The sequence below is a fragment of the Amycolatopsis sp. NPDC004378 genome (assembly GCF_053602455.1).
This window is the reverse complement of the sequence record NZ_JBSGDR010000025.1, coordinates 74,650-96,267: the sequence shown is the minus strand read 5'-3', so window position 1 is coordinate 96,267 and position 21,618 is coordinate 74,650. Positions and strand designations below refer to the sequence as shown.

General features: G+C 71.8%; 21 protein-coding genes. 17 read left to right on the top strand and 4 right to left on the bottom strand.

Annotation, left to right across the window (positions count from 1 at the left end; genetic code table 11):
• Positions 1–217: hypothetical protein (locus ACWEN0_RS42795; protein WP_451986562.1), on the bottom strand; the 217-nt coding region annotated here is incomplete at its 3' end.
• On the opposite strand from ACWEN0_RS42795, the gene ACWEN0_RS42790 reads away from it, so the two are divergent.
• From ACWEN0_RS42790 to ACWEN0_RS42735, 12 genes are all read left to right on the top strand, one after another.
• Positions 216–1,616 carry a hypothetical protein gene (locus tag ACWEN0_RS42790; RefSeq protein WP_451986560.1) on the top strand — a complete coding sequence of 467 codons (1,401 nt, stop codon included), beginning with the start codon at positions 216–218 and terminating at the stop codon, positions 1,614–1,616. The two genes, ACWEN0_RS42795 and ACWEN0_RS42790, sit on opposite strands and share 2 nt — an antisense overlap.
• Positions 1,613–1,906, top strand: a complete 294-nt coding sequence (locus ACWEN0_RS42785; RefSeq protein ID WP_451986558.1) for a hypothetical protein — start codon at positions 1,613–1,615, stop codon at positions 1,904–1,906. Before ACWEN0_RS42790 ends, ACWEN0_RS42785 begins: the two co-directional genes overlap by 4 nt.
• Entirely contained in the window at positions 1,906–2,736 is an 831-nt protein-coding gene (locus ACWEN0_RS42780) for a hypothetical protein (protein ID WP_451986556.1), read from the top strand. The genes ACWEN0_RS42785 and ACWEN0_RS42780 overlap by 1 nt, the downstream gene beginning before the upstream one ends.
• Before the next feature lie 4 nt (positions 2,737–2,740).
• On the top strand, positions 2,741–4,126 hold the full coding sequence (locus ACWEN0_RS42775; RefSeq protein ID WP_451986554.1) for a hypothetical protein: 1,386 nt from the start codon (positions 2,741–2,743) through the stop codon (positions 4,124–4,126).
• Positions 4,123–5,628 (top strand): SCO6880 family protein, encoded by a 1,506-nt coding sequence (locus ACWEN0_RS42770; protein WP_451986552.1) that lies wholly within the window; start codon positions 4,123–4,125, stop codon positions 5,626–5,628. The genes ACWEN0_RS42775 and ACWEN0_RS42770 overlap by 4 nt, the downstream gene beginning before the upstream one ends.
• Positions 5,625–7,133, top strand: coding sequence for an ATP-binding protein (locus tag ACWEN0_RS42765; RefSeq protein WP_451986550.1), 1,509 nt, complete (start codon positions 5,625–5,627; stop codon positions 7,131–7,133). The genes ACWEN0_RS42770 and ACWEN0_RS42765 overlap by 4 nt, the downstream gene beginning before the upstream one ends.
• 6 nt (positions 7,134–7,139) lie before the next feature.
• The gene (locus ACWEN0_RS42760) at positions 7,140–8,306 is read left to right on the top strand and encodes a C40 family peptidase (protein ID WP_451986548.1); all 1,167 of its coding nucleotides are present in this window, start codon (positions 7,140–7,142) and stop codon (positions 8,304–8,306) included.
• The gene (locus ACWEN0_RS42755) at positions 8,303–10,177 is read left to right on the top strand and encodes a type IV secretory system conjugative DNA transfer family protein (RefSeq protein WP_451986546.1); all 1,875 of its coding nucleotides are present in this window, start codon (positions 8,303–8,305) and stop codon (positions 10,175–10,177) included. Before ACWEN0_RS42760 ends, ACWEN0_RS42755 begins: the two co-directional genes overlap by 4 nt.
• Positions 10,174–10,794: a hypothetical protein gene (locus ACWEN0_RS42750; RefSeq protein WP_451986544.1), complete on the top strand. Its 621-nt coding sequence runs from the start codon at positions 10,174–10,176 to the stop codon at positions 10,792–10,794. Before ACWEN0_RS42755 ends, ACWEN0_RS42750 begins: the two co-directional genes overlap by 4 nt.
• 304 nt (positions 10,795–11,098) lie before the next feature.
• Positions 11,099–11,935, top strand: a complete 837-nt coding sequence (locus tag ACWEN0_RS42745; protein WP_451986542.1) for a hypothetical protein — start codon at positions 11,099–11,101, stop codon at positions 11,933–11,935.
• Positions 11,936–12,056: 121 nt separating this feature from the next.
• Complete coding sequence (locus ACWEN0_RS42740; RefSeq protein WP_451986540.1) at positions 12,057–12,629, top strand: AAA family ATPase; 573 nt, start codon at positions 12,057–12,059, stop codon at positions 12,627–12,629.
• A complete protein-coding gene (locus tag ACWEN0_RS42735; RefSeq protein WP_451986538.1) occupies positions 12,626–13,093 on the top strand; it encodes a hypothetical protein in 468 nt (155 codons plus the stop codon). Before ACWEN0_RS42740 ends, ACWEN0_RS42735 begins: the two co-directional genes overlap by 4 nt.
• 42 nt (positions 13,094–13,135) lie before the next feature.
• On the opposite strand, the gene ACWEN0_RS42730 is transcribed toward ACWEN0_RS42735, so the two are convergent.
• Together ACWEN0_RS42730 and ACWEN0_RS42725 are read right to left on the bottom strand one after the other, a co-directional pair.
• Positions 13,136–13,585, bottom strand: coding sequence for an NUDIX domain-containing protein (locus ACWEN0_RS42730; RefSeq protein ID WP_451986536.1), 450 nt, complete (start codon positions 13,583–13,585; stop codon positions 13,136–13,138).
• 11 nt (positions 13,586–13,596) lie between these two features.
• Positions 13,597–14,283: a hypothetical protein gene (locus tag ACWEN0_RS42725; RefSeq protein ID WP_451986534.1), complete on the bottom strand. Its 687-nt coding sequence runs from the start codon at positions 14,281–14,283 to the stop codon at positions 13,597–13,599.
• 91 nt (positions 14,284–14,374) lie between these two features.
• On the opposite strand from ACWEN0_RS42725, the gene ACWEN0_RS42720 reads away from it, so the two are divergent.
• From ACWEN0_RS42720 to ACWEN0_RS42710, 3 genes are read left to right on the top strand one after another with little or no spacing between them, the layout of a single operon-like run.
• The gene (locus ACWEN0_RS42720) at positions 14,375–15,046 is read left to right on the top strand and encodes an HAD family hydrolase (protein ID WP_451986532.1); all 672 of its coding nucleotides are present in this window, start codon (positions 14,375–14,377) and stop codon (positions 15,044–15,046) included.
• 37 nt (positions 15,047–15,083) lie between these two features.
• Positions 15,084–16,538, top strand: coding sequence for a hypothetical protein (locus ACWEN0_RS42715; protein WP_451986530.1), 1,455 nt, complete (start codon positions 15,084–15,086; stop codon positions 16,536–16,538).
• A 52-nt stretch (positions 16,539–16,590) separates the two neighbouring features.
• Positions 16,591–18,231: a hypothetical protein gene (locus tag ACWEN0_RS42710; protein WP_451986528.1), complete on the top strand. Its 1,641-nt coding sequence runs from the start codon at positions 16,591–16,593 to the stop codon at positions 18,229–18,231.
• A 37-nt stretch (positions 18,232–18,268) separates the two neighbouring features.
• Here the strand turns inward: ACWEN0_RS42710 and ACWEN0_RS42705 are convergent, their stop codons facing one another.
• Positions 18,269–18,964 (bottom strand): hypothetical protein, encoded by a 696-nt coding sequence (locus tag ACWEN0_RS42705; protein WP_451986526.1) that lies wholly within the window; start codon positions 18,962–18,964, stop codon positions 18,269–18,271.
• A gap of 159 nt (positions 18,965–19,123) precedes the next feature.
• Here ACWEN0_RS42705 and ACWEN0_RS42700 point away from each other — a divergent pair, with 159 nt between their 5' ends.
• Together ACWEN0_RS42700 and ACWEN0_RS42695 are read left to right on the top strand one after the other, a co-directional pair.
• A complete protein-coding gene (locus ACWEN0_RS42700) occupies positions 19,124–20,137 on the top strand; it encodes a hypothetical protein (protein WP_451986524.1) in 1,014 nt (337 codons plus the stop codon).
• Complete coding sequence (locus ACWEN0_RS42695) at positions 20,134–21,585, top strand: hypothetical protein (protein WP_451986522.1); 1,452 nt, start codon at positions 20,134–20,136, stop codon at positions 21,583–21,585. Before ACWEN0_RS42700 ends, ACWEN0_RS42695 begins: the two co-directional genes overlap by 4 nt.
• Positions 21,586–21,618: the final 33 nt, after the last annotated feature.

The following is a 21,618-nucleotide window of genomic DNA, read 5'->3' as shown; positions in this document are numbered from 1 at the left end:
CGAGATCGTCGAGGTCGAGCCGGACTACGGGCTGATCGGCCTGACGTTCCTGCCGCGCTCGCTCACCGGCGTCCGCGACTGGACGTTGCGGGTGCACCCGGCGCCGGGTGCGCCACGGCAACCCCCACCAGCCACGCGGGTCGCGGGCGTAGTTCAGCGCGCCCTCGATCAGGCACGGCCAGGGCACCAGCGGCGCACGCAGGAGGGAGAATGACATGGCCGCCGTGAACAGCGAACCCTTGGGGCACAACGCGTTCCGCCGCCTCGCGGGCGCGGTGCCCTTCGATGCCGGCGCCGAAAACCGCGCGGCGGAGACCACTGCGGCACCGGCCCCGGTCGAGGCCCCGGGGCAGCACGACCACCCGCCGGCGAGCACCACCTCGCCGGCGCGCATGGAGCACACGGCCGGGCTCACCCAACGGCCGTGTGCTCCACCACCCCGGCCCGCCGCGGCGACGTCGCCGGCGGATACGAACTCCACGACACCGGTGAGCACCACTCCGCCCCCAGGTGGGCCACCGATGCCACTCGCCGGGCCGGCCGCCGAACCAGCCGAACCCGAGGGCTTGCGCACCCTCGAGGCCGAGCTCGCGCAGGCCGCCCGGCGAACGTGGGCACACCTTCCCGCCGCCGACGTCGACGCCGCCGTGGAAGCGGGGATGCTCGCCGCGGCCGCCGAGGCTGCCACGACCGCCGCGCGCGCCGAGCAAGCCCTCGACGGCGGCGCCCCCGGCCCGCCCGGTGGCGCCGCGCACGCGGCGACCATCGAGGTCGCGGCCGCCGCCGCGGCGCTCCAGCGGCAGGGCCTGCCGCCCGCGGCCACCACTCCGGTGGACTGGAGCGGCTTCGGGACGGTGGTCCCGGTGCTGGCCGGCTCGCCCGGCGCCGGCGCCTCGGTGCTGGCCGCGGTGGTGGCCGACGTCCTCCAGCTCGAGCAGCGCCGCGTGCTGCTGGTCGACCCGGCCGACCCACCACGATCCGGCCTCGCCGCCGTGGCCCGCTCGCAGGGACCGTGGCTGGCCCACCCGCACCCGCGGGTGCACATCCGCTATTCCTGGCGAGCCCAGGCCCTGGTGGCGCGGCTGGAGACCGAGCTGCCGGTGCTCGCGCCGGGCATGGTGCCGCCGCCGAGGTTCTGGCGGCCGCCGGTGCAGCAGCTGGACGCCACCGTGGTCGACCTCGGTCACGACCCGTGGCGCATCACCGCGCATCCGCTCTCGGGCGCGGGGGCGTGGCTTCGCCGCGGCACCCCGCAGCCCCGCCCGCTGCTGGTCGTGCGGCCCAGCCGCCCGTCGCTGCTGCACGCCGAACAGGTACTCGCCCGGCTCGAGCACTGGATCTCCTGCGCCGCGGCCACCGGGCCCGCGCAGCTGGTCGTGGCCGGCGCCAAGCGCTGGCCCGACGGCGTCGCCGGTGCGGCCGGACGGCGGGTCGCCGCCCTGCTGCCCGACGCGGTGTTCCTGCCGCTCGATTCCGAACTCGCCGCGGCCGGGGTCACCGCCGCGGTCACCCCGGCCCGGCTGCGGCAGGCGATCACGCCGGTGCTGCGCCGCTGGGGGCTGCTGCCTGACACCGCCGGCAAGAGCAGGCGGTCAAGTACGAGGGGGCGCTCATGATCGAGCACTTCGAGACCGTCCTTTTCCTGGCTCAGATCCCCAACCCGGGACCGTCCGCGCCGCCCGGTGCCAACGAGATCCTGGGCGTGGTCGGCAACGTGAAGTGGGCCGCCGGGATCGCCTTGCTGGTCGGCTTTTTCGCCGGCCTCGTGGTGTGGGCGGGCGGGCGCTGGATCGACCATCACCGCGCGGGCCGCATCGGCTTGATCATGATGCTCTGCGCCATCGGCGGCGGCCTGCTCTACGGCATCGGCTGGCAGCTGATCAACCACTTCGCCGGGAGCCAGTGATGGCCGAAACCCCGGCGAGCGACACCCGGGCCCGCAAGCGGGCCGGGCTGACCCTGACCGCCGTCCTGGTCGCCGCGTTCGTGCTGATCGGCGGCGCGGTGGCCGTGGTGATCGCGCACTACGTCACCGCGCCTGCACCGCCGTCGCGTGCCCCGGCCGTCACCGCGCCGCCCACCGCGACCCCGACGACGGCGGGCAGCGGCGGCGCGGCCGAGGAGAACGCGCTGGCCGCGCAGCCGATGGTGGCGCTTCCCGCCCAGGCGGCGCAGCCCCAGGCCATGACGACCGCGACGGCGGGCCCGGCGATCGCCGTTCCTAAGCCGACCATCACGACCGGCCGCTGGATACCGGGCGGGTTCCCCGGCACCCCGGAAGGCGCGCTCGGGCAGCTCAAGGTCCTCGATGAGACCTCGATGACGGCCGCGGACCCGCAGGTCTACGCCCGCGGCTACCGCGAGCTCGCCGAACCCGGAGCGCCTGATCCCGGCTCGACCGGGCTGGCGTCGCTGCTGACCAGCCTGCGGTCGCGGGCGCAGCTGCCCGCGACCGGCTCGGTCACCGGGCTGTCGGCCACCTACCAGGTCACGCACGGCCAGATCAAGGGCGTGACCTCCGGCGGCCACTACACCGTGGTCTGCGTACTGGGGCAGTTCTCCGTGGGCGTCAACGGACAGGTCGTCAGCGTCGGCATCGGCGACTGCCAGGCCATGCGCTGGACCGGATCGGAGTGGCGCATCGCCTCCGGCGCGATGGCCGCGCCCGCGCCGAGCGCGTGGCCGGGCAGCGCTGACGCGGTGAAGGCCGGCTACCGCGAGCTGAGCGGGGGCTGAACCGATGTGGCCTTTCGACGACATCGGCGACGCGATCGGCGACTCGATCAAGAGCATGATCGCCTCGGCGTTCGAGGCCGCCATGCAGGCGATCTGGGACGCCAGCCTGTTCGTCCTGCGCGGCGCGTTCTCCATCGCCGACCAGTTCTCGGTGTTCACCGTCAGCACGACCAGCGGCCCGATCTCGATCCTCTGGCCGATGATGCTGTGGATCAGCGGCGTCCTGGCCCTGGGCTTGTTCTTCTGGCAGCTGACCATCACCAACCTGCGCGGCGGCCGGGGGTTCATGCGGCTGGTCGGCGGGCCGTTCCAGTACGGCATCGCCCTGGCGGTGACCGTCGGCATGGTCGCGGCGTTCCTCGCCGGCGTCGACGCGCTGACCGACGGCATCCTCAACTACGGGTTGCAGAGCAAGAACTTCTCCGACGCGCTCAACCACACCACCTTCGGCGAAGGCGCCATCAACGGCATCAAGGCCATCGTGCTGGGGATCTGCGCCTTCATCGGGGTGATCCCCGCAGCGATCGGCTACATCCTCGAGATGCTGTTCCGCGAGGCGGCGATCTACGTCCTCGTGGGCACCGTGCCGATCGTCGCGGCCGGACTGCTCGCCAACATCACCGCCCACTGGTTCTGGCGGACCTGCCGCTGGATTTTGGCCTGCATCGCCATGAAACCGGTACTCGCCCTCGCGCTGGTGCTGGGCGTGGCGATCGCCGGCGGCGCCCAGGGCCTCAACGGGCTGCTCGCCGGGGTCGGCGTGCTGATCATCAGCTTGTTCTGCCCGTTCGTGTTGTTCCGGTTGTTCGCGTTCGTCGACCCCAACTCGGATGCGGGCGCGGCGTTCCGCGACGCGCTGTCCGGGATCGGCGTCGACTCCTACGGCGCGAACAACCCGGCGATGATGGCCGCCGGCGCCGTCGGGGGCAGCGGTGGTGGCGGGGCGATCGAGGACGCCAACACCGGCCGGTTCGACGAGGCGGTCGCCGATCACGCCGAGAACTCCATGGACGAGTCCGGCGTCGGCCAGTCCTCCTCCGACGATCAGGACTCCGACACCGACAGCGGAGCTCCCAGCGGCGACCCGGGCGCTGACACCGATGGGGGCGGCAGCAGCAGCGGTGGCGGTGGCGGCGCGCTCCCGCCCGCGAACTCCGGGTCGGTCGTGTCCTCCAGCACCAGCAGCGGCCCGTCCGGCTCCTACGGCGACGACAGCTCTGGCGGCGACGGCGGCGGAGGCGATCCGCCCCCGCCCGAGCCGCCCGGTCCCGGCAGCGGCGGCCCGCCCTCACCGCACGACGGCGGCGGTGGCGGCGGTGGCGGTGGGCCCACGTCCGGTGGCGGCGGGGGAGCCGCGGCCGAAGCAGAAGAAGCGGCGGTGATCGTATGACGACGCCTCGGATCTACCGGGGACTCAACCGGCGCGAACACGCCGGCTGGATCATGGGCCTGACCCCGATGCAGGCCCTGGTCTGCATCCTGCTCGCGGTCCCGGTGCTGTGGAACATCTCCGACGGCCGGTTCACCGACGCGGCGATCATGATGCTGATCTGCGGGTCGATCGGCGCGCTCGTGATCGTCCCGGTCCGCGGACGCCCGGCGTTCCGCTGGCTGGGCCACCTGGTGCTGTTCCAGGTCGGGATCGCGTTCGGCTGGTCGCGCTGGCAATCCAAGGCCGCCGCCGGCGCATCGGTCGACCCGGACGAGCCGGACCTGCCCGGCGTGCTCCAGCGCGTCGCCTTCCCCGACGGTCCGCAGTTCAAGGACGCCGGGCGGGTGTGCCTGATCCACGACACCGGCGACGGCCGGTGGGGAGCCACCGCGCGCCTGACCCACTCCGGGGTCGGGATGCTCTCGGACCAGCAGTGTGAACGGCTGGCCAGCCGCCTGGGCAACCTGCTGCTGTCGCTGGGGCACCGCGAGGTCATCGACCGGATGAGCCTGCTCGTGCGCACCGTCCCCGACGACGGCACCGAGTACGAGGTGTGGCGCGGCGACAACGAAGTCGGCGACGCGCCCCGGCTCGCCCGCCAAGCCACCGACGAGCTGGACCGCACCATCGGCAACGTCTCGGTCCGGCACGAGGTGTTCGTGACCGTGTCCGGGCCGGAGGACAAGCTGCGCAAGCCCGCCGCGGCCGCCGGCGGCGGCGTCGACGGACGCGCGCTGGCGCTGTACCGGGTGCTCGACGGCCTGGAGGACCCGCTCAAGGCGCTCGGGGCGCGGACCGTGGAGTGGCTGGACGGGCCGGGCATGGCTGAGGCCCTGCGGACCGGGTTCAACCCGGCGGCCCGCGCGGTGCTGGCCACCGCCCACGAACGCGGCACCGGCGGCCGCGGGCTGGAGAAGGCGGCGGCCGGGCCGACCGCGGCGCCCGCGCCGAGCCCCCGGGCCTACACCCACGACGGGTTCACCACCGTCTCCTACACCGCCTTGATGCCGGAGGCGGGCACGGTGTTCGGGTCGCTGGGCCCGCTGCTGGCGGTGCGCACCGCGGGGGAGCGGCGGACGCTGGCGATCCACTACGAGGTCATGGATTCCCGCCGCGCGCACCGCGCGGTGCAAGGCAACCGGTTCCGCTCCAACGTGGTCACCGACTGGAAGTCCCGCAAGGGCTTCAACACCACGGCGATGGACGAGCGCGAGGCCAGCGGCGCCCGCGCCCAGGAACGCGCCGTCGCGGCCGGCCACTCGGTGGTCCGCTTCGCCGTCGCCGCCTCGGTGACCGTGCCCTCCAGCTGGAACGTCGAGGACCACGCCGCGCGGCTGGAGAACGACGCGTCCGGCCGATTCCGTTTGCTACGGCTGGATTTGGCCCAGGACTCGACGTTCGTCGTCGCGGTGCTGCCGGTCGGGATCGGCCTGCCCCGGCTGCGGGGAGGGCTGCTGTGAGCTGGCGGAATTCCCACGAGCGCAGCGCGGCGGAACTGCTCGGCGACTTCGGCGCACCTCCGGCCACCAAGCCCCGTGAGCAACGGCAGCGCCGCGGCGACCGCGACCGGGTCAACCGGGCGCTCGCGCCGCGCCGCGGCCGCGCCCGCCCCGGTGAGGGCTGGTCACCGGTCGAGGCGCCGATGGCGGTCTACCAGGCCGCGACCAGCGAGATCGGCGGCTTGTTCCCGCTGCTGGCGGCGAACGGCATCCCGGCGGTCGGCGCCCGCATCGGCTACGACACCTTGAGCGGCGGCGCGTTCTACGCCCACCCCATCGAGTGGGTGCTGCGCGGGCTGGCGACCAACCCGAATCTCGTCATCTTCGGCGAACCGGGACGAGGCAAGAGCAGCACGGTCGTCGCGTTCCTGCTGCGGATGATGCTCTTCGGCATCAAGACGTTGATCTCCGGCGACGTCAAAGGCGAGTACAGCCCGTTGTTGCGGGCGCTGGGGATCACGCCGATCGCGCTGGGTCGCGGCAGCTCCGCTCGCCTGAACGCCCTGGATCTCGGGCCGCTGCGCAGCCGGTGGGGCGGCTGGACGGTGACCCGGCAGCGCGAAGAGCTCGCCGGCGTGCTGGGCCGCTGGGTGAAGCTGCTGGTCGCGCTCGCCGAAGCGCAGGGCTACCGGCCCACCGTGACCGACGAGGCGGTGCTCTCGGCGGTGCTGCGGCGGCTGGTCGGCGTCGACGACGGCTACACCCAGCTGCGCCCGGTGACCATCCCCGACGTGCAGCGCGAGCTGGCCGAGCCCGACGACGCGCTGTGGGAGGCCACGAGGTTCGCCGGCCGCCGCCAGTTCCTCGACACCCTGCGCCCGATCACCGACGCCCTGGGCAACCTCATCACCGGCCCGCTGGCGGGGCTGTTCGACGAGGAAACGAACTTCGAGCTGGACTGGGACGCCCCGGTGCAGTCGATGGACCTGTCGCTGCTGCGCTCGCGCGGGGACCAGGCCATCGCCGTCGCGCTGACCTGCCTGGGCTCGTGGTCCTCGATGGTCACCGACCTCCAGGACGACGGCGAGATCCGCATCGTCGTGCGCGACGAGGTGTGGCGGCAGATGCGGCTCGGGCTGCGCGCGGTGCAGGCCGTCGACTCCGACCTGCGGCTCTCGCGCGCCGAACGCAAGATCCAGATTCTGGTGATGCACAAGCCCTCCGACCCGTTGTCGGTCGGCGCGGCCGGGTCCCAGGAAGTAGCCATCGCCAAGGACCTCCTGGCGTTGTGTAGCACACGAATCCTTTTTGGACAGTCCACGCGGGTGGCCGACGAGCTCGCGGAGGACTTCGCGCTGTCCGAGCGCGAGCAGGACGTCACCACCGGCTGGGCGATGGAGCGCACCGGCCGGGCGCTGTGGAAGATCGAGAACAACCCCGGATACAAGGTCCAGACGGTGCTTTCCCGCACCGAGCGGCGGATCTTCGACACCAACGCGCAGCTGCGCGCCCGGCGGGCCGGGTAGGTCGCGGTGGGGATCGCAGCGCTGAAGGGCCCGCTGTTCGCCGGGGTCGCCGCAGCCGTCTACATGGTCGTGGTGCTTCCAGCGATGCTGGTCGGCACCGTGCTGATGGCCGCGCAGTCCGGTGCCATCGGCGCCACCACGGCCGCCGCGGCCGAGTGCTCGCCCTACCAGTTCGCCGACTACGGCAAGGGCGGCGGAACCCAGCAGATCGGCGACGCCAAGTTCACCGGCGAGCAGCTGGCCAACGCCCAGACCATCGTCACCGTCGCCGTGCAGCGCAAGCTGCCCAAGCGGGCCGCGGTGCTGGGCCTGGCCACCGCGATGGTCGAGTCGGAGCTGCGCAACCTCAACTACGGCGACCGGGATTCGCTCGGGCTGTTCCAGCAGCGGCCCAGCCAAGGGTGGGGCAGCCCGGAGGACATCCTCAACCCCGTCTACGCGGCCGGGAAGTTCTACGACCACCTCATCGCGGTGCCCGGCTGGCAGACCATGCCGCCCGGCATCGCCGAGCAGGAAGTGCAACGCTCCGGGTTCCCCGACCGGTACGCCCCGCGCGAACCGGCGGCGGCCGCGCTGGCCGAGAAATACTGGCAGGGGCCGGACAATCCCACCCCGCCGCCGCCGGGAACGCTGCCGGTGCAGCAGGTCGACTACGCCGCCGGCGGCTGCCCGGACAAGGGCCGCGGCAAGCTCCAGGACGACGGCAAGCTCGACCCGAAGAAGCTGCCGGACAACTTCGTGTTCCCGCAGGACCCGCGGCTCAATGCTGCGGTGCGCTACGCGCTGGCGCAGCTGGGGAAACGGTACGTGTGGGGCGCGGAAGGCCCGGACGCGTTCGACTGCTCCGGCCTGATGCAAGCGTCCTGGGCGCACGCCGGCGTCGCGATCTCGCGCTCCACCGCCACCCAGGTCCACGACGGCGTCGCCGTCGGCTCTCTGTCCCAGGTCCAGCCCGGGGATCTCGTGTTCATCCCCGGCGCCGACGGCACCCCGGCCAACCCCGGACACGTCGGCATGTTCGTCGGCAACGGCTACATGGTCGACGCCTTCGACGAGGACCACGGGGTCATCCTGACGACCCTGGATTCCTGGGCGCCCAAGGTGGTGGCCATCCGGCGGGTCGCGACCGGCGACACCGGACAACCACCCCCGGGTGGTGACCCGCGGGCATGAGGAATTCCCCGACTGCCGACCGCGACCTGGCCCTGATGGGCCTGTTCGTCGCGCTGCTCGGCGTGCTCGCCGCGATCGCCGCCGCCCTGATGCTCGGCGCCGCGGTGACCACCGCGCTGCTCGGCGGGCCCTGGGCGATGCCCGGCGTCGACACCTGGCTGTCCGGGGTGTTCGGGGTCCTGGGCCATCCCGGTTCCCCCGGCGCGGCCCTGGGCCGGCCGTGGGCGGGCGCCCTGGAAGGACAGGCCGGCTGGTACTGGACGATCACCGTGCTGCTGCTGGCGGCGGGCACCGGGCTGGTGCTGGCGGTGGCGATGCCGACGTGGCGGCGGTTCGGGCCGGTGCAGGCCGGGCACGCCAGCCGCGAGGACATCCGCGAGGAACTGTCGCTGGTCGCGGCGCGGCGCACCGCGGAATGGACCCGGCCGGGACTGCCGCGGGCGCAGGCCCAGCGGGCGCCGCTGGAAGAAGTCGCCGCGCCGCTGCACCTGACCCCGCAGCGGCAGCCGATGTGCACGCCGCTGGAGAACCCGACCGGGACGCTCGCGCCGACGCAGAGCGGGAAGAGCCGGCGGGACCTGGTGCACAAGGCGATCGCGGCGCCCGGCGCGTTGCTGTGCTCGACGACCAAGCCGGACCTGCTGGAGTTCAGCGGGCTGCTGCGCGCCGCGCGCCACCAGGCCGGGCCGGTGATGGTCGCCGACGTCACCGGCGCGGTGCCGTGGCCGGCGCAGGTGCAGTGGCTGCCGATGCAGGGCTGCGAGGACACCACGGTCGCCTTCCGCCGGGCGCACACGATGGTCGAGGCCGCCTCGGTCGGGCTGAGCACCGTGGGCGGCAACGACAAGGTGTTCCGGGACCGGGCGAAAGTCGTGCTCCAGTCCTACTTCATCGCCGCAGCCGTCTACCACCGCAGCGTCGACGACCTGGTGCGGTGGGCGATGAGCAAACCGGTCGACCAGGAGCCGGTCAAGCTGCTCCAGCAGGCCGGGTTCGTCGAGCACGCCCGCAACCTGCGGGCGGAGATCGGGATGGTCGCCGAGACCTCCGACGCGGTGTGGATGAGCGTTCGGAGGGTCATCGAGCCGTTCATGGACCCGCAGATCCGCCGGTTGTGCTCGCCGGTGCCGGGCAACGACCTCGACGTGGCGGCGATGATCGCCCAGCACGGGTCGCTGTACCTGGTCGCCGGGCAGCACCAGGCCGCGCAGGCGGCGCCGATCCTGACCGCGCTGGTCGAGCACTGGCTGACCACCGCGCAAGAGATGGCGCTGCACGCCCCGCACCGCCGCCTCGACCCGCCCGCCACCGCGATTCTGGACGAGCTCACGAACGCGACCCCCGTGCCGCAGATCCCCGACATCGTCTCCGACTCCGCAGGGCGCGGCGTGCTGATCCACTGGGGCGCGCAGTCGGTGGCGGCGCTGGAGAACACGTTCACCCCGCAGCGGACCCGGCAGCTGCTGGACAACACGACCACGCTGAGCGTGTGGGGCGGAATCAAGGACCGCACGACCCTCGAGTGGGTCTCGATGCTGACCGGCCACTACGAGCGGCGCCGCTACCAGGAGCACAACGACGGGATGCTCGGCCCGGCCAGGACGTCGGTGGGCGTGGAGACGGTACCCGTCTACCGGCCCGGTGCCGTCCGGAAGATCCGCCGCGGCCGGGTCCTGGTGATCCACCGCCACCTCGACCCGATCCTTGCGCGCACCCTCGACGTGCGGAACCGCCCCGACTGGAAGGTCATCCGCGAGCACGTCCAGGCCGTGCGCGACGGGCAGGTCCCGATCAGCCCGAACGGGTTCGCCACGGCGCCCGTGCTGACCGCCCCGGCCGGCGCGCAGCAGCCGAGGAGGTTCACGCCGTGACCGGACCGGCAACGCCCGCGGGAGGCGGGACCGGGGACGCTCGGGACGCGCAGATCAAGGCCCTGACCGAGATCATCGGGACGCTCGCGCAGAACCTGCGGCGAGTCGAAGGCAAGGTCAACCAGCTGGCGAAGAAGGCCGCGGACGAGGCCAAGAACGACGAGGAGGAGGACCCGACCGCGCCGGCCGCGTGGGTGTGGTTCACCCCGCCGGCCGCCGCCGAGGACGACCCCGACGGCGACGAGGACCCGCGGTTCACCGTCGAGAACTTCGTGGCCTGGTTCAACCTGACCTTCGTCGGCGTCGACGGCGGCCGCGCCCGGCCGATCCCGCCCTGCTGGCGCCAGCATCCCGGCCTGGCGATGGAGGTCGCCTCGCTCGCCTACAGCTGGCGGGCGGCCAACATCGGGCCGGAGGCCAGCGAGCGCGACGCCCAGTACTGGCTGCACCAGTGGCGGCCGGGGTTCAGCGACCGGCTCGCCCGTGAATGGGTCCGCCCGGACTGTCTCGACGGCGATCACCGCGACGACGGTCCGGCACCCCGCGCCGACCGGTTCGAGCTGGCCGAGCAGCACGCGGCCGCGGCGGCAGCCGCCCAGGCGAACCAGCCGATCTGACCCAGGAACGAAGAAACCCCGCGCGGTGAGGGCAGCCTGGGGGTCGCTGCCCGCAGCGCCCCAAAGGGGGAGGTAGGGCGCCGCACCCCGCGCGGGGCACGCCTTCAGGGTACGACTCATCCGCCAGGATGCACCCCCGGAAACGCCCTGAACAGGCAGTTTCACCACCCACGACGCAGAAAATCCGGGCTCGAGAAGGCCCGACCGCCACGTCCGGACGATCTTTAGTGCGCAACTCCCGGTTACCTCAGTCCATGCGTAACCACTAGTTGCCCTAAGCGAGACCGTAACTTATGGTTGCATCATGGATGAACCTGAGTCCGCGGAAGCGCTCGCTCAACTCGCCCGATTCGCCCCCCGGCGGCCACGCGACGCCGGGCCGTCCGCCGGCGAAGCCCTCACGGGTCTCATGACCGTGCTCGACGCCTCACCGGCGGCACGGCCGGCGCTGGACGCGCTCGGCTTGCCGCGGCTGGACGACGTCGACCTCGACGACCTCTGGACCGCACTGAAAGTCATCCCCGACGAGCGCCTGGTCCTCAACGCCACCGAGCGGCTGGTGATCGAAACGCTCAAGGACCGCGACGTCACCTGGGGCGACATCGGCAAGTTCTTCGGCGTCAGTCGACAAGGCGCGAAGAAGCGCTACGAACAAACCCTCGGCGGCACCCGAACCTGGCACACCCAGCCGATCACCGACAGCGTGCGCGCCGGGGCGCTGATCAAGCTCCGCCTGGCCGTCGAGGGAGCCGCGGACACGACCATGCCCGGCGACTGGAGCACCATCGTGCTCACCGAGGTCATCACGTCCATCCTCGCCGAAAAGATCCTGACCGAAGACGACATCCTGGCCGCGTACCCGATCTCCGAGGCGATCATGGACAAGGCCGTGGCGGACGCCGCACGCGGACGCAACATCACCGACGAGACGCCCCGAGACCTCGACACCGTCGAACCCGAGATCCTGAGCACGGCCATGTCCGCGTGGGCCAACGACATCGCCGAACAGTCCGCCGGTCAGCGGCTGCATTTGCCGGTGCGCCAGTGGAACCAGCTCGAGCCCAGCATCCGCAACCACTGGATCGACCACGCCCAGGACCTTCACACGCAGACCGCGGCGGGGACCAGCCCGACCGGGTGACATCGAGAACGGGCACGCGCTCCTGGTGGCCGAGGACAACGCCCAGTTCCGCCACGAGCGGGCCGCGCGGTGCGACATAAGCGCGACATCACCGCGGGAGAGTGCCGCCATGATGACGATCATGACGAGATCCCCGGTACGCGCGGGTGTCCGGCTCGACGACCCGGCGCTGGAGAGCCTGCTCGACGAGCCGGTCGTGGTGCTGATGGTCGGCCCGGCCGGGAGCGGGAAGAGCACGATGGCGCGAGAGCTGGCCGCCCGGCACCCGAATCTGGAGATCGTGTCCTACGACCGCGAACAGGCCGACGGCCGGATCGTCGGCGCGGCGGCGGTGGCCCGCGCGCATGCCCGGCTCGGACGGTGCTGCACCGGCGGGCGCGGTGCCGTCGTCGACGGCACCCACCGCCAGCTCGAGCGCCGCGCCGCGGTCCGGCGGATCGCCGCCGCGCACCGGCTGCCCACGATCGCCCTGGTCGTCCTGCCCAGCCTGGAGCGGTGCCTCGCGCAGCAGCGATTGCGGTCCCGGGTCGTGCCGGAAAGCGACGTGCGCGCCCAGCACGCCGCGGTGACCGAACTGCTGCCGAGGTTGCCCGCCGAACGCTACGACCTCGTCGCACTACTCGACACCGGCGCACGGTGTCTCCCGGTTTTCCGGGAGAGCACGGCGACTCCGTGTGATCCACTCACCGGATGACCTTCGACGTCGACGATCCGGACGCGCTGGCCGACGCCGCCTACGCCGAGCGGTACCTGCGGCCTGAGCGCGCGGAGCTGGACCTGCGAGTGCGGGCGATGCTGCGCGGCCGCGGCGGCTGGACGTCGCGGCTGAGCGACGACGAAGAGCTGGGCGAGAAATGGCTCTACACCGCCAGTTTCGGCGGCCGGACCCCGAACTACCACCTCGAGTGCGGCATCGAGCCCCTGGGGCTCGGCGTCGAGGCGGGGCCGCCGGCGGTGCTGCACGTGCACAGCTGCGGGGTGCGCCGAGGCTGCGAGGCCCACGCTTCCACCGAACTCACCGTGCCGCTGGACACCGGCGACCTGGCCGACCGGCTCGACGAGCTGGAACGCCAGGCCCGCACGGTCGACGCCGTCGCCGTGGCCGAGTGCGTGGTGTTCGGAGCCTGCGGTCTGCTCGGCCGCGAACGGAGCTGGTGAACACCACCGCGGCGGCCGCGGCCGAGTTGGTGGCTGCCGAGGTCAGCGCAGCAGGGCGGCCTCGGCAACCAGGGCGTCGGCGTTGGCCACGACGAAATCGCGCAGCACCGCGGGCTTCACGTCGATGTCCCCGATGCCGGTGATGTCGTGGCGTTCCACCTCGTAGCCGCCCCGGGACGGGTCTCTCCACTCGGCGCCGGTCCGGGCCGCGGGCCGCAGCGTGTCGAGCCGGGCAACGAAAATCTCCTGTACGGACACGGTTTCCCCGGTGTCGGAGGGCGTGGAGATCAGCAGCACCCGGCCGCCGATCCACGCGGCCGCGCCCAGTTCCTCACCCAGCTCGCGGCCCAGCGCGTCGACGGGGTACTCACCGGGCTCGACACCACCGCCGGGCGCGGTCCAGTACGGCGGCTGGCCGACCTTCGTCCGTTTGATCAGGACCAGCCGGGCGTCGTCGTCGAGCAGCAGGGCCCGCGCCGACCTTCGGGTCACCTGCCGGAACCTCACCGGTCTACTGGCCAGGCCCGAAGCCGGGGATGCAGATCGCGGAGTTCCTGGCGGACCTTCTCGGCGACGGATTCAAAGGCACGCACGGCATCGTGGAAGGTCAGGTAGGTGTCCAGGCCCGGCCGGTCGGGCGTGACCGGCCACTGGGCGACCAGCTTGTCCCCGGCGGTGACCAGCTGGTCGACGAGCCGGCCGAGTCCGGCCGGGCTGCTGACCGGCGCGGCGCGGCACCAGGCGATCAGCGCGCGGGCCTCGTCGATCGGGTCGACGCCGAGCTCCCCTTCGTGGCGGCGCAGACACAGCAGCTCGGTGTGCAGGGCGGTGGCGACCGGGTACGGATCGTGGGGCAGTGCCGGGTCGGCCGCCACGAGGCGCGCGCGGACCTCCTCGAGTTCGGCGAGGAACGTCTGAACGGACTGCGCGCAGTGCTCGCCCTGGGTGTCGTCCTGGCACCAGCCGTAAATCACGAGCTTTTCGCAGCTCTGCCCGGCCTGGACCAGAAGCTGGAAGACGTCGGGGGGCATGTTGTAGCCGATGGCCTTCCCGATCGCGTGCTGGATCTTCTTCGCGACCGTCACCGCCGCATCCCCTTCGGGCGGGGATTCCCGATCACCGGCCAGGCGCAGGATGTCGAACAGCGCGACGTCTGGGCGTTCACGATGCCGCACGAGAATCCTCCTCATGCCGATACGCTAACCGGCCCGGAATACCCACGTCAGCAAGCCGCGGCGGCGACGCGCGAATCGACCGGTGGTTCCTGCGACTATGTGCGGCGTGATTCGTCTGATCGTGGCCGACGCCGGGCACACGCTCGGCGTGTTCTCGCCCGGCACCGCGGACCGGCTGGCCGAGCTGTCGCCGCTGCCGAAGGCGGTGGTCGCCGAGGAATCCCGGCGGGTGCTGCACCGAACACCCGAGCTGACCGAGGAGCACATCACCGACCTGTGCGCGTCGCTGCTGATCGACCGCGCCTTGTGGCCGGACGCGTGGCCGCCCGGCGAGTTCACCGCCTACCCGTACGCCTCCGCCGTACTCGACGACCTCGCCGCGATCGCGCCGATCGTCGTTCTGTCGAATATTCCGGTCACCTCGGGCCCGGGACGCATGGCCGATCTCCAGGCACAGCTGCCGCAGGTTTCACGGATCTACACCAGCTACGGAATGCGGCTGCGCAAGCCGGATTTCCGTCTCTGGCAAGCCATCGCCGCCGACCACGGTTGTTCGGTCGGCGAGCTGGTACACCTCGGCGACCAGTTCGCCAACGACATCCGCGGCGCGGCCTTCGCCGGGTGCCGAGCGGTGTACGTCAACACCCGCCAGCGTCCCGCGCCCCCGCCCGAGCAGTGGCCCGCCGGGCCGGATCGCATCGGCGCCGCCGACGACCTGCGCGGCGTTCCCCCGATCATCACGGCCTGGCTCGCGAACGACGCACCGCACCGTCACTAAGCTGGGTCTCTCGATTGCGGAGAGGAACATCATTCCGGTGAGCAGCGACAACACGAAGCCCGACATGCCGTGGACGCCGTGGGCACGGGCCTTCGGAGACGCAGACGGCCTGGTGACCTCGTTCCGTGCGTCGCGCCCGAACCTGCAAGGCAGGGGCGTCGACGGGCTGGCCGAACAGCTGACCGCGGTCCTGGCTTACGCCATCGCGGGCGAGGCCACCGGCAGCGGGATCGACCCCGGCGACGTGCCGCTGGCCACGCTGCTCAATCCCCAGCTCGACCCGATGCGGATCACGCGCAGCATCGTGGACGGCGCCGGCCCCGCACCGGCTGCCGACGATCCGGGACGGCGTGCCTTCCGCGGCGTCACGACGCTGGCCGGCGACCGGGCCCGGCGCGAGGAATGGCACAGCGTGATCAAGGGCGCCCAGACCGTGGTGATGGGGCACTTCGTCGCCGCGATGGGCACCGCGAAACCCGGAGTGGGCCCGACGGTGGGCCAGCGGCGCGGGCAAGCCACCCCGGTGCCGGCGACGCCGGACGCGCGACCAGCAGCCAGTCCCCCCGCCGGGCCGGACGCGCTTACCGGGATCATGCCTCCGGCGATCCGGAAACGCCTCGGGAGCTTGTCGGCCGCGGCGTTCTCGCTCGTGCTGAGCTTCCTCGACGGCGACTCGGCCGGCGTGGCCGGGCATGCCCAGGAGATCGCCACCTACGACGATCGGCCGGAGAACGCCGACAACCCCTACGCCGGGAAATGGCCGGGCGGCCGGTTCTCGTTCCCCGTGACGGAAGCGACGCGGCTGGCGACGGACTTCCTCGATGCCGTCCTCCGCAACGCCGAGCAGAACCCGTACACCTACGCCTCGACAGCGCGCGGCGTTCGGGCGCTGATCACCGAACTGGTACCGGAGGAGCACCAAGCTGCCGCGATCGCCGTGGTCGACAAGCGGCTGCCCGCCGAGGACCGTCCGCTCGACGCGGTTCCGCTGCCGGAGGACGAACCCGGGATCGCCGACCTGTTCGTCGCGGCCGCGGTCGCGGCCTGGCTGGGCGGCGACACGAATGCCTTCCGCGCCACGGAACTCACGCGCACCATGATCGTCGAGCAGATCCGGGACGCCACCGCCACCGCGGAAGGCGTGCCGTCCGCACAACGCGTCGGCAAGATCAGCGACGAGCAAGCCCTCGCCTTCCTGGACGACCTGCTCGGCCGAGGCGGCGAGGCCGCGGTGAACCGAGATCCCGACCGGCGCACCCTGATCGAGGTAAATCTGGTGGCCGCCGCCAAGGCGCACCTGCTCAGCCACCCGAAACGCACTCCGGACTCCGACCGGATCATGCTGCACGCGATGGACCGGGTGTTCGCCGGCGCACCGGGCATGGCCAACCTGCCCGGTCTCCAGTCGGACGGGATGACCGACACCGAACGGCGCCGTGCCGAGAAGCTGGCCGCCCGAAAAGGGCACGGCAAGAAGGCCCGACGGCGATGAATCCGGCAGCGACGACGTCGATCGAAGAAGCGCCCGTGGGAAGCTGTCCGGCGTGGTGGACATGATCGAGACGCAGGTGAGGTTGTGGGCGCAGCAGACGGTGCTGGCCTACCTGGATGAGGACCCCGCCGCCGCGCAGGAGCTGGTCACGCAGATCGAGTCGGCCACCAGCGTGTCAGACCGGTGGCGCGTGGCCGTGCGCGAGGTGGCGACGCTGCACCGCGGCTGGGTCCAGATCGCCCTCGGGTTCCACGGCGCCGAGATGTGGACGCCGGAGCAGCAGAGCGCCGGCCACCGCGCGGTCGTGGAGAAGCTGGTTCCCGAGGCCCTGCGCAACCAGGTCCTGGGCCAGGTCGACGTGCTCGACGCGCACGAGGCGGCGGTCAGCGCCGCGATCGCGGCCGGCGACCCGGTGCCCGAGCATTCCTGGTACAGCAAGGATGTGGCCGGCCCGCCCACCGTGCACGCCGCCGCGACGCTGATCGCGTGGATGGCCGAGCAGCCCCAGGTCCATGAAGGAGTGCCGACCCGAATCCGCGACGAGCTGCTGGGCGAGATCGACGAGACGATCGCGACGCTGGCGACAGCTCCCCAGCCGACGACCGAGGGCGGCCGGGCCCCCGACCAGGACGCACTCGATCTGATCGTGGCTCTTTTCCATGGCGAGGACTTCATCGGTGTGCCCGCCGATCCGGCTGAGCGCACATCCACCCACAACGCGGTTGTCGAGATCGCCGCGCACCATCTGCGGGAGCACAACGGCGCCGTTCCCACCGCCGCGCAGGCCCTCGAGCTGGAACGCAAGATCATGAGCGCCATCGGCATGATCGTCGACAACGAGGACGCGCTCGATTCCGTGCCCGCCGACGCACCGGAGCTGGACATCGAGGACATGGCCGCGGTGGAGGCATTCGCGATGCGGATGCTGCACGGCGTGCTCACCCACAGCGCACCGACGTTCCGGGACGCGACGACCGCGGTCGCCCAGTACGGTCCCCGCGGTCAGCGCCTGGCCCGCGGGATCATCGAGGAGCTGGGGCAGGTCTGGTTCGCGCGGCTGCGCCGCACGGTCACGGTCCGGACCAGCACCCTGATCCCCGGCATGCAGAGCATTATCAACCGGGTCGTGCCGGAGGAACATCGTCACCAGGCGTTCGCCGCCTACACGCCGGTCCTGATGAAACTCCAGGAGGAGGGGCCTGCCGACCTGCATCCCGATCCGACCCGGGACATCGAGAGCGATCTGTACCTGATGGCCGCCTACAGCGGCTGGATGGGGATGCACGCGCAGAACCAGCCCCAGCGCATCCGCGCCGAGCTGGCGAAGGTCGTCGCCTACCTCGACCGCGGCGACCGGACCCGTTCCGCACTGGACTTGTCCGACGAGGAGATGTCGCAAGCCCGCGAGACACTGCGCGAGCTAGTCGATCGAACCGCGGCCAACCAGGTTCCGCCACCGAAGAAGCCGCTCGACGAGGCGGACCGGCTGCTGGCCGCGGCCTTCGACGCAGGCACCGATTCCAACGCCGCCGCGCAGGTTCAGCGGATCGCCGACACCCGCACCGAACGCGCCACCGCGCTGCGCCAGGAGGCCCGCGCCCAGGGCCGCACCACAACCCCGGAGGAGCAGGCAGCTCGGCGCACGGCGGAGCGGGAGCGGCGGGCCAAGCGGAAGAAGAAGCGGAAGGGCTGAGACCTTCGCGGCCCGATCCGAGCCGCGGGAATGGAGCTCAGGATCGGGACTGGTGCTTCTCGATCTTGTGTTTCATCTCGTCCATTTTCACGGCGATCTCGGTGCGCCGTGCCGTCCAGTCGGGGACCACTTTGGGCTGCAACGACAGCCAGGCCACTTGCGCGGCCGCGGCATGAATCGCCGCTACCGGGTGCTGCAACGAGAATGAGTCGATACGTGCCCGTGACGCTTCCATTTCCTGGCGGGTGAATTCGCCGGAACCTTCGTGGCGTTTGTCGAGCGCGGTGTGCGCGTCGCGCCACCGGCGGGGCGGGCACATCATCGCGATGACTTGCCGGGAACCGCGTCCCCACTCGGCAACATCGGGGGCGATATCAGCGTCGTTGCGGACCTTCCCGGCGCGGATTCCGTTGGGGAAGAACGCTTTGTCGAGCATTTCACGACCGAACTGGTCGATGTCCTCGACGAGCAGCGGCGTCCAGTTGCGGGGGACCCGGGCCAGGAGCCGCACCGTGTCCCGCGCGTGCGGGTTCGCCGGCGCCGCGACGTCGTGGTGCCCTTCGGCCTCGGCGGCGTCCGTCTCCGGCCATCCCGGCGGCAGGTCGGCCAGCCCGTTCTCGACGCAGTCGAGGTGGTTCAGCACGATCTGCGAGGCGATGACGAAGATCCTCAGCCGCTGCAACGCTCCCGGCTTGCTCAGGTAGTCCGGAACAATCGGCTGGTCAGCAGCCATCTCCGGCAGGGCCCCACGCACCGGGGTGGCGTGGCGTGGCGGCTGCTGTCATCTGCGCTTCCCCCTCGATCCGGATCTCCGTAGACCCTAGCGAAGGACGGCTCGGGCGCAGCAGGAGCTCACGGTCGTGATCGAGGACGTCACGCTACGGTGACCGCCGTGGCTACCGACGACACCGCCGAGCAGGCCCTGTGGGGCACCATCGCCATGACCACGATCGGCGCGCTCGACCGCTTGACGCCGCATCCGCAGCTGCCCGGCGCGTTCTTCGCGTCCCGGCAAGGAACGTGGGATGCGCTCGGCCGACACGGCACCGCGGAGTCCTGGGCCACGACGGTGGTGTGGTGGGCGTTGCGGGCGGCGGAGTTCGCGCCGCACCCCGCCCCGCTCGTACTGGCCCCGGAAGAAGCGACCGACAACGGCATGGCGGTGCTCGACCGCTTGTGGAACGAGTGGGGCGCGGGCGCGTCCGAGGTGGACCTGGCCGAGGGGTTGCGTGCCCAGCGAGCCGAGCACGACGAGCCGTGGGCGATCGACGTCAGCACCGGCGTCGCCTACGCACTGCGGGTCGCCTTGGCCACGTGCCCGGCCAGCCACGTCATCCTGGTCGAGGCCACCGATGTCATGCGCACGGCGGCCGGCCTTGTCGGCCTGGGCCACGACGTCGAGGACTCGGTGGTCAAGGAGATCGTGCTCGCGCGCTGCCTCGACGAGGAACGGCGGAAAGGTCCACTGCTGCACCTGTGGAGCCTCATCCAGGCCGGCCGCCTCGACGCGAACGAGCTGCTGCTCGGGATTCGGGCCTTGCAGACGTTCCTCGCCCAGGACTCCGCCGTCACCATCGCCCCGGACATGCAGATGGTGCGGCTGGGTCCCGACGGCCAGCCGGCCAGCACGGCACGGCTGGACGAGATCGACCCGACGCCGACGCACGATGACGACGACATGGACTGGACCGCGGCACTGGGCTACCGGCTGCTGGTCGCCGAGCGAGCCGATGACCGTGCCACCACGGAGGCGCTGCTGGCCACGGTGACGACGATCCCGCAGCGGCTGAGCATGCTCGAGGTCCTGGCCCGCTGGGCCCGGGAAGCCGTCGAGCAGCGAGATGCCGAAATTCGAGTGACCACCGCCGAGGAGGCGCTTCACCGCCGGTCGCCATTCGGGGAATGAACCTCGCGCCGATCATGGTGCCCTGCCAGGATTGCGGCATGTCGGATTCCGGAATCGCCCCTGCTAGCACCGTCGAGGCGGTGGTCGAGCGTGTCGCCCAGCTCCGTGCCGAGCTGGTTCCGCTCCGGGCGAAGATCGCCGACTCATCCGAACTGCTGACCCACGCCCTCAGCAGCGACGAAATGTCATCCGAGGGTCGCTATCTCGATGGGCTGGAAGCCCAGGTGAAGGAGATCAACCGGCAAATCCTGGAGCAGGCGCGGCTGGTCACCGAGCCGCATCCGCTCTGGCCGGGCGGCTGGATCATCGAAGTGCTCGGGCAGGAGGAGCACGAGTCGCTGCGATGGCTCACGCCCTACGCCCCGTACTCGGCCACGCCGACCTCCGGGTCACATCAGCTGGCCTGGCGTACCCGGGAAGCCGCGGAGGCCGCCGTCCCAACCAATCGCTGGCGCGAATACCAGGTCGTGTGGTCGCCGACCACGCGCGGGCAGTACGAGCTGCCCCTGGACGCGGAAACCCTGAACAGGGTCGGCAACCCCCGCGTCCGCGTTGGCGATCATTTCGCGATCCCGACCGGATGGTCACACTTCGGCAAGGAGGACATCGCGTTCGTGGTCGCCCTGCCGAGCGCGGAGGTGCGCGACCTCGTCGAGCAGTACTCGCCGGTCCTCGCCGACCAGCCCGCGTTGGTGCCCGTGTCGCCGAGGTGGCTGCACGTCCGCCTCTGGGAGGACCGGAGCGGCGTTCTGGAACCCAGCGTGCCCGACATGGACGAGCGGCTCGCCGAGCGGATCGCCGCGCGGCATCCCGAGCGGGCGGGCGAGTCGCTGACCGCCCTGCTGACCACGCTGCGCGCACCGGTGGACGGTGCTCCTTGGGACTGGCACAACGTGCGATGGGACCGGTACTGCGCGCTGGAGGAAGAGCTGCGCGGCGCCCCGCTGCCACCGCAACCCGCCAAGGAGGACTGGCGGGCGTTCCCCGCCGGGCCGAACGTGCCGACGTTGTGGAACTGGACAGCGCTGCCGCTGGTGTCCGCCGCACGGGAGGAACTGTTCGACGAAGCACGGGCGAGGGTGCTCGATGACCTGGAAGCCCATCTCGCCGAGCAACCGGCGTTCGAGGTCGCGGCGGGGCCAGCCACGACCGATGACGAAGGCGTCCAGCTCGACCTGTGGCCCGACGAGCCGATCCGCGAGCTGGTGTCACGGTGCGAATCGTGGCGGGAACCGCGGCCGGAGCCGATCCACGCCTGGTGGCGACCCACGCTGCCGATCGCGTACAGCACCGCCGCCGCCCAGGTGGACCTCACCGGGCTGCACCACATTCGCCGGCGCGTGAACTGGCGGATCGAGGAATTGGCCGTGGTGAACATGCGCCCGGACCGCGAGCACGGCGGCTACCGGTGGGAAGAACTGCGGCGGATCACCCTGCGCACCGACTAGCGACCACGACGCGTTCGTGGTGTTCATCCTGTT

Coding starts and splice junctions, on each gene's coding strand:
- ACWEN0_RS42755 (WP_451986546.1), top strand. CDS start 8,303: ATGAGGAATTCCCCGACTGCCGACCGCGACCTGGCCCTGATGGGCCTG.
- ACWEN0_RS42770 (WP_451986552.1), top strand. CDS start 4,123: ATGACGACGCCTCGGATCTACCGGGGACTCAACCGGCGCGAACACGCC.
- ACWEN0_RS42780 (WP_451986556.1), top strand. CDS start 1,906: ATGGCCGAAACCCCGGCGAGCGACACCCGGGCCCGCAAGCGGGCCGGG.
- ACWEN0_RS42740 (WP_451986540.1), top strand. CDS start 12,057: ATGACGAGATCCCCGGTACGCGCGGGTGTCCGGCTCGACGACCCGGCG.
- ACWEN0_RS42775 (WP_451986554.1), top strand. CDS start 2,741: ATGTGGCCTTTCGACGACATCGGCGACGCGATCGGCGACTCGATCAAG.
- ACWEN0_RS42725 (WP_451986534.1), bottom strand. CDS start 14,283: ATGAGGAGGATTCTCGTGCGGCATCGTGAACGCCCAGACGTCGCGCTG.
- ACWEN0_RS42785 (WP_451986558.1), top strand. CDS start 1,613: ATGATCGAGCACTTCGAGACCGTCCTTTTCCTGGCTCAGATCCCCAAC.
- ACWEN0_RS42695 (WP_451986522.1), top strand. CDS start 20,134: ATGAACCTCGCGCCGATCATGGTGCCCTGCCAGGATTGCGGCATGTCG.
- ACWEN0_RS42735 (WP_451986538.1), top strand. CDS start 12,626: ATGACCTTCGACGTCGACGATCCGGACGCGCTGGCCGACGCCGCCTAC.
- ACWEN0_RS42705 (WP_451986526.1), bottom strand. CDS start 18,964: ATGGCTGCTGACCAGCCGATTGTTCCGGACTACCTGAGCAAGCCGGGA.
- ACWEN0_RS42790 (WP_451986560.1), top strand. CDS start 216: ATGGCCGCCGTGAACAGCGAACCCTTGGGGCACAACGCGTTCCGCCGC.
- ACWEN0_RS42745 (WP_451986542.1), top strand. CDS start 11,099: ATGGATGAACCTGAGTCCGCGGAAGCGCTCGCTCAACTCGCCCGATTC.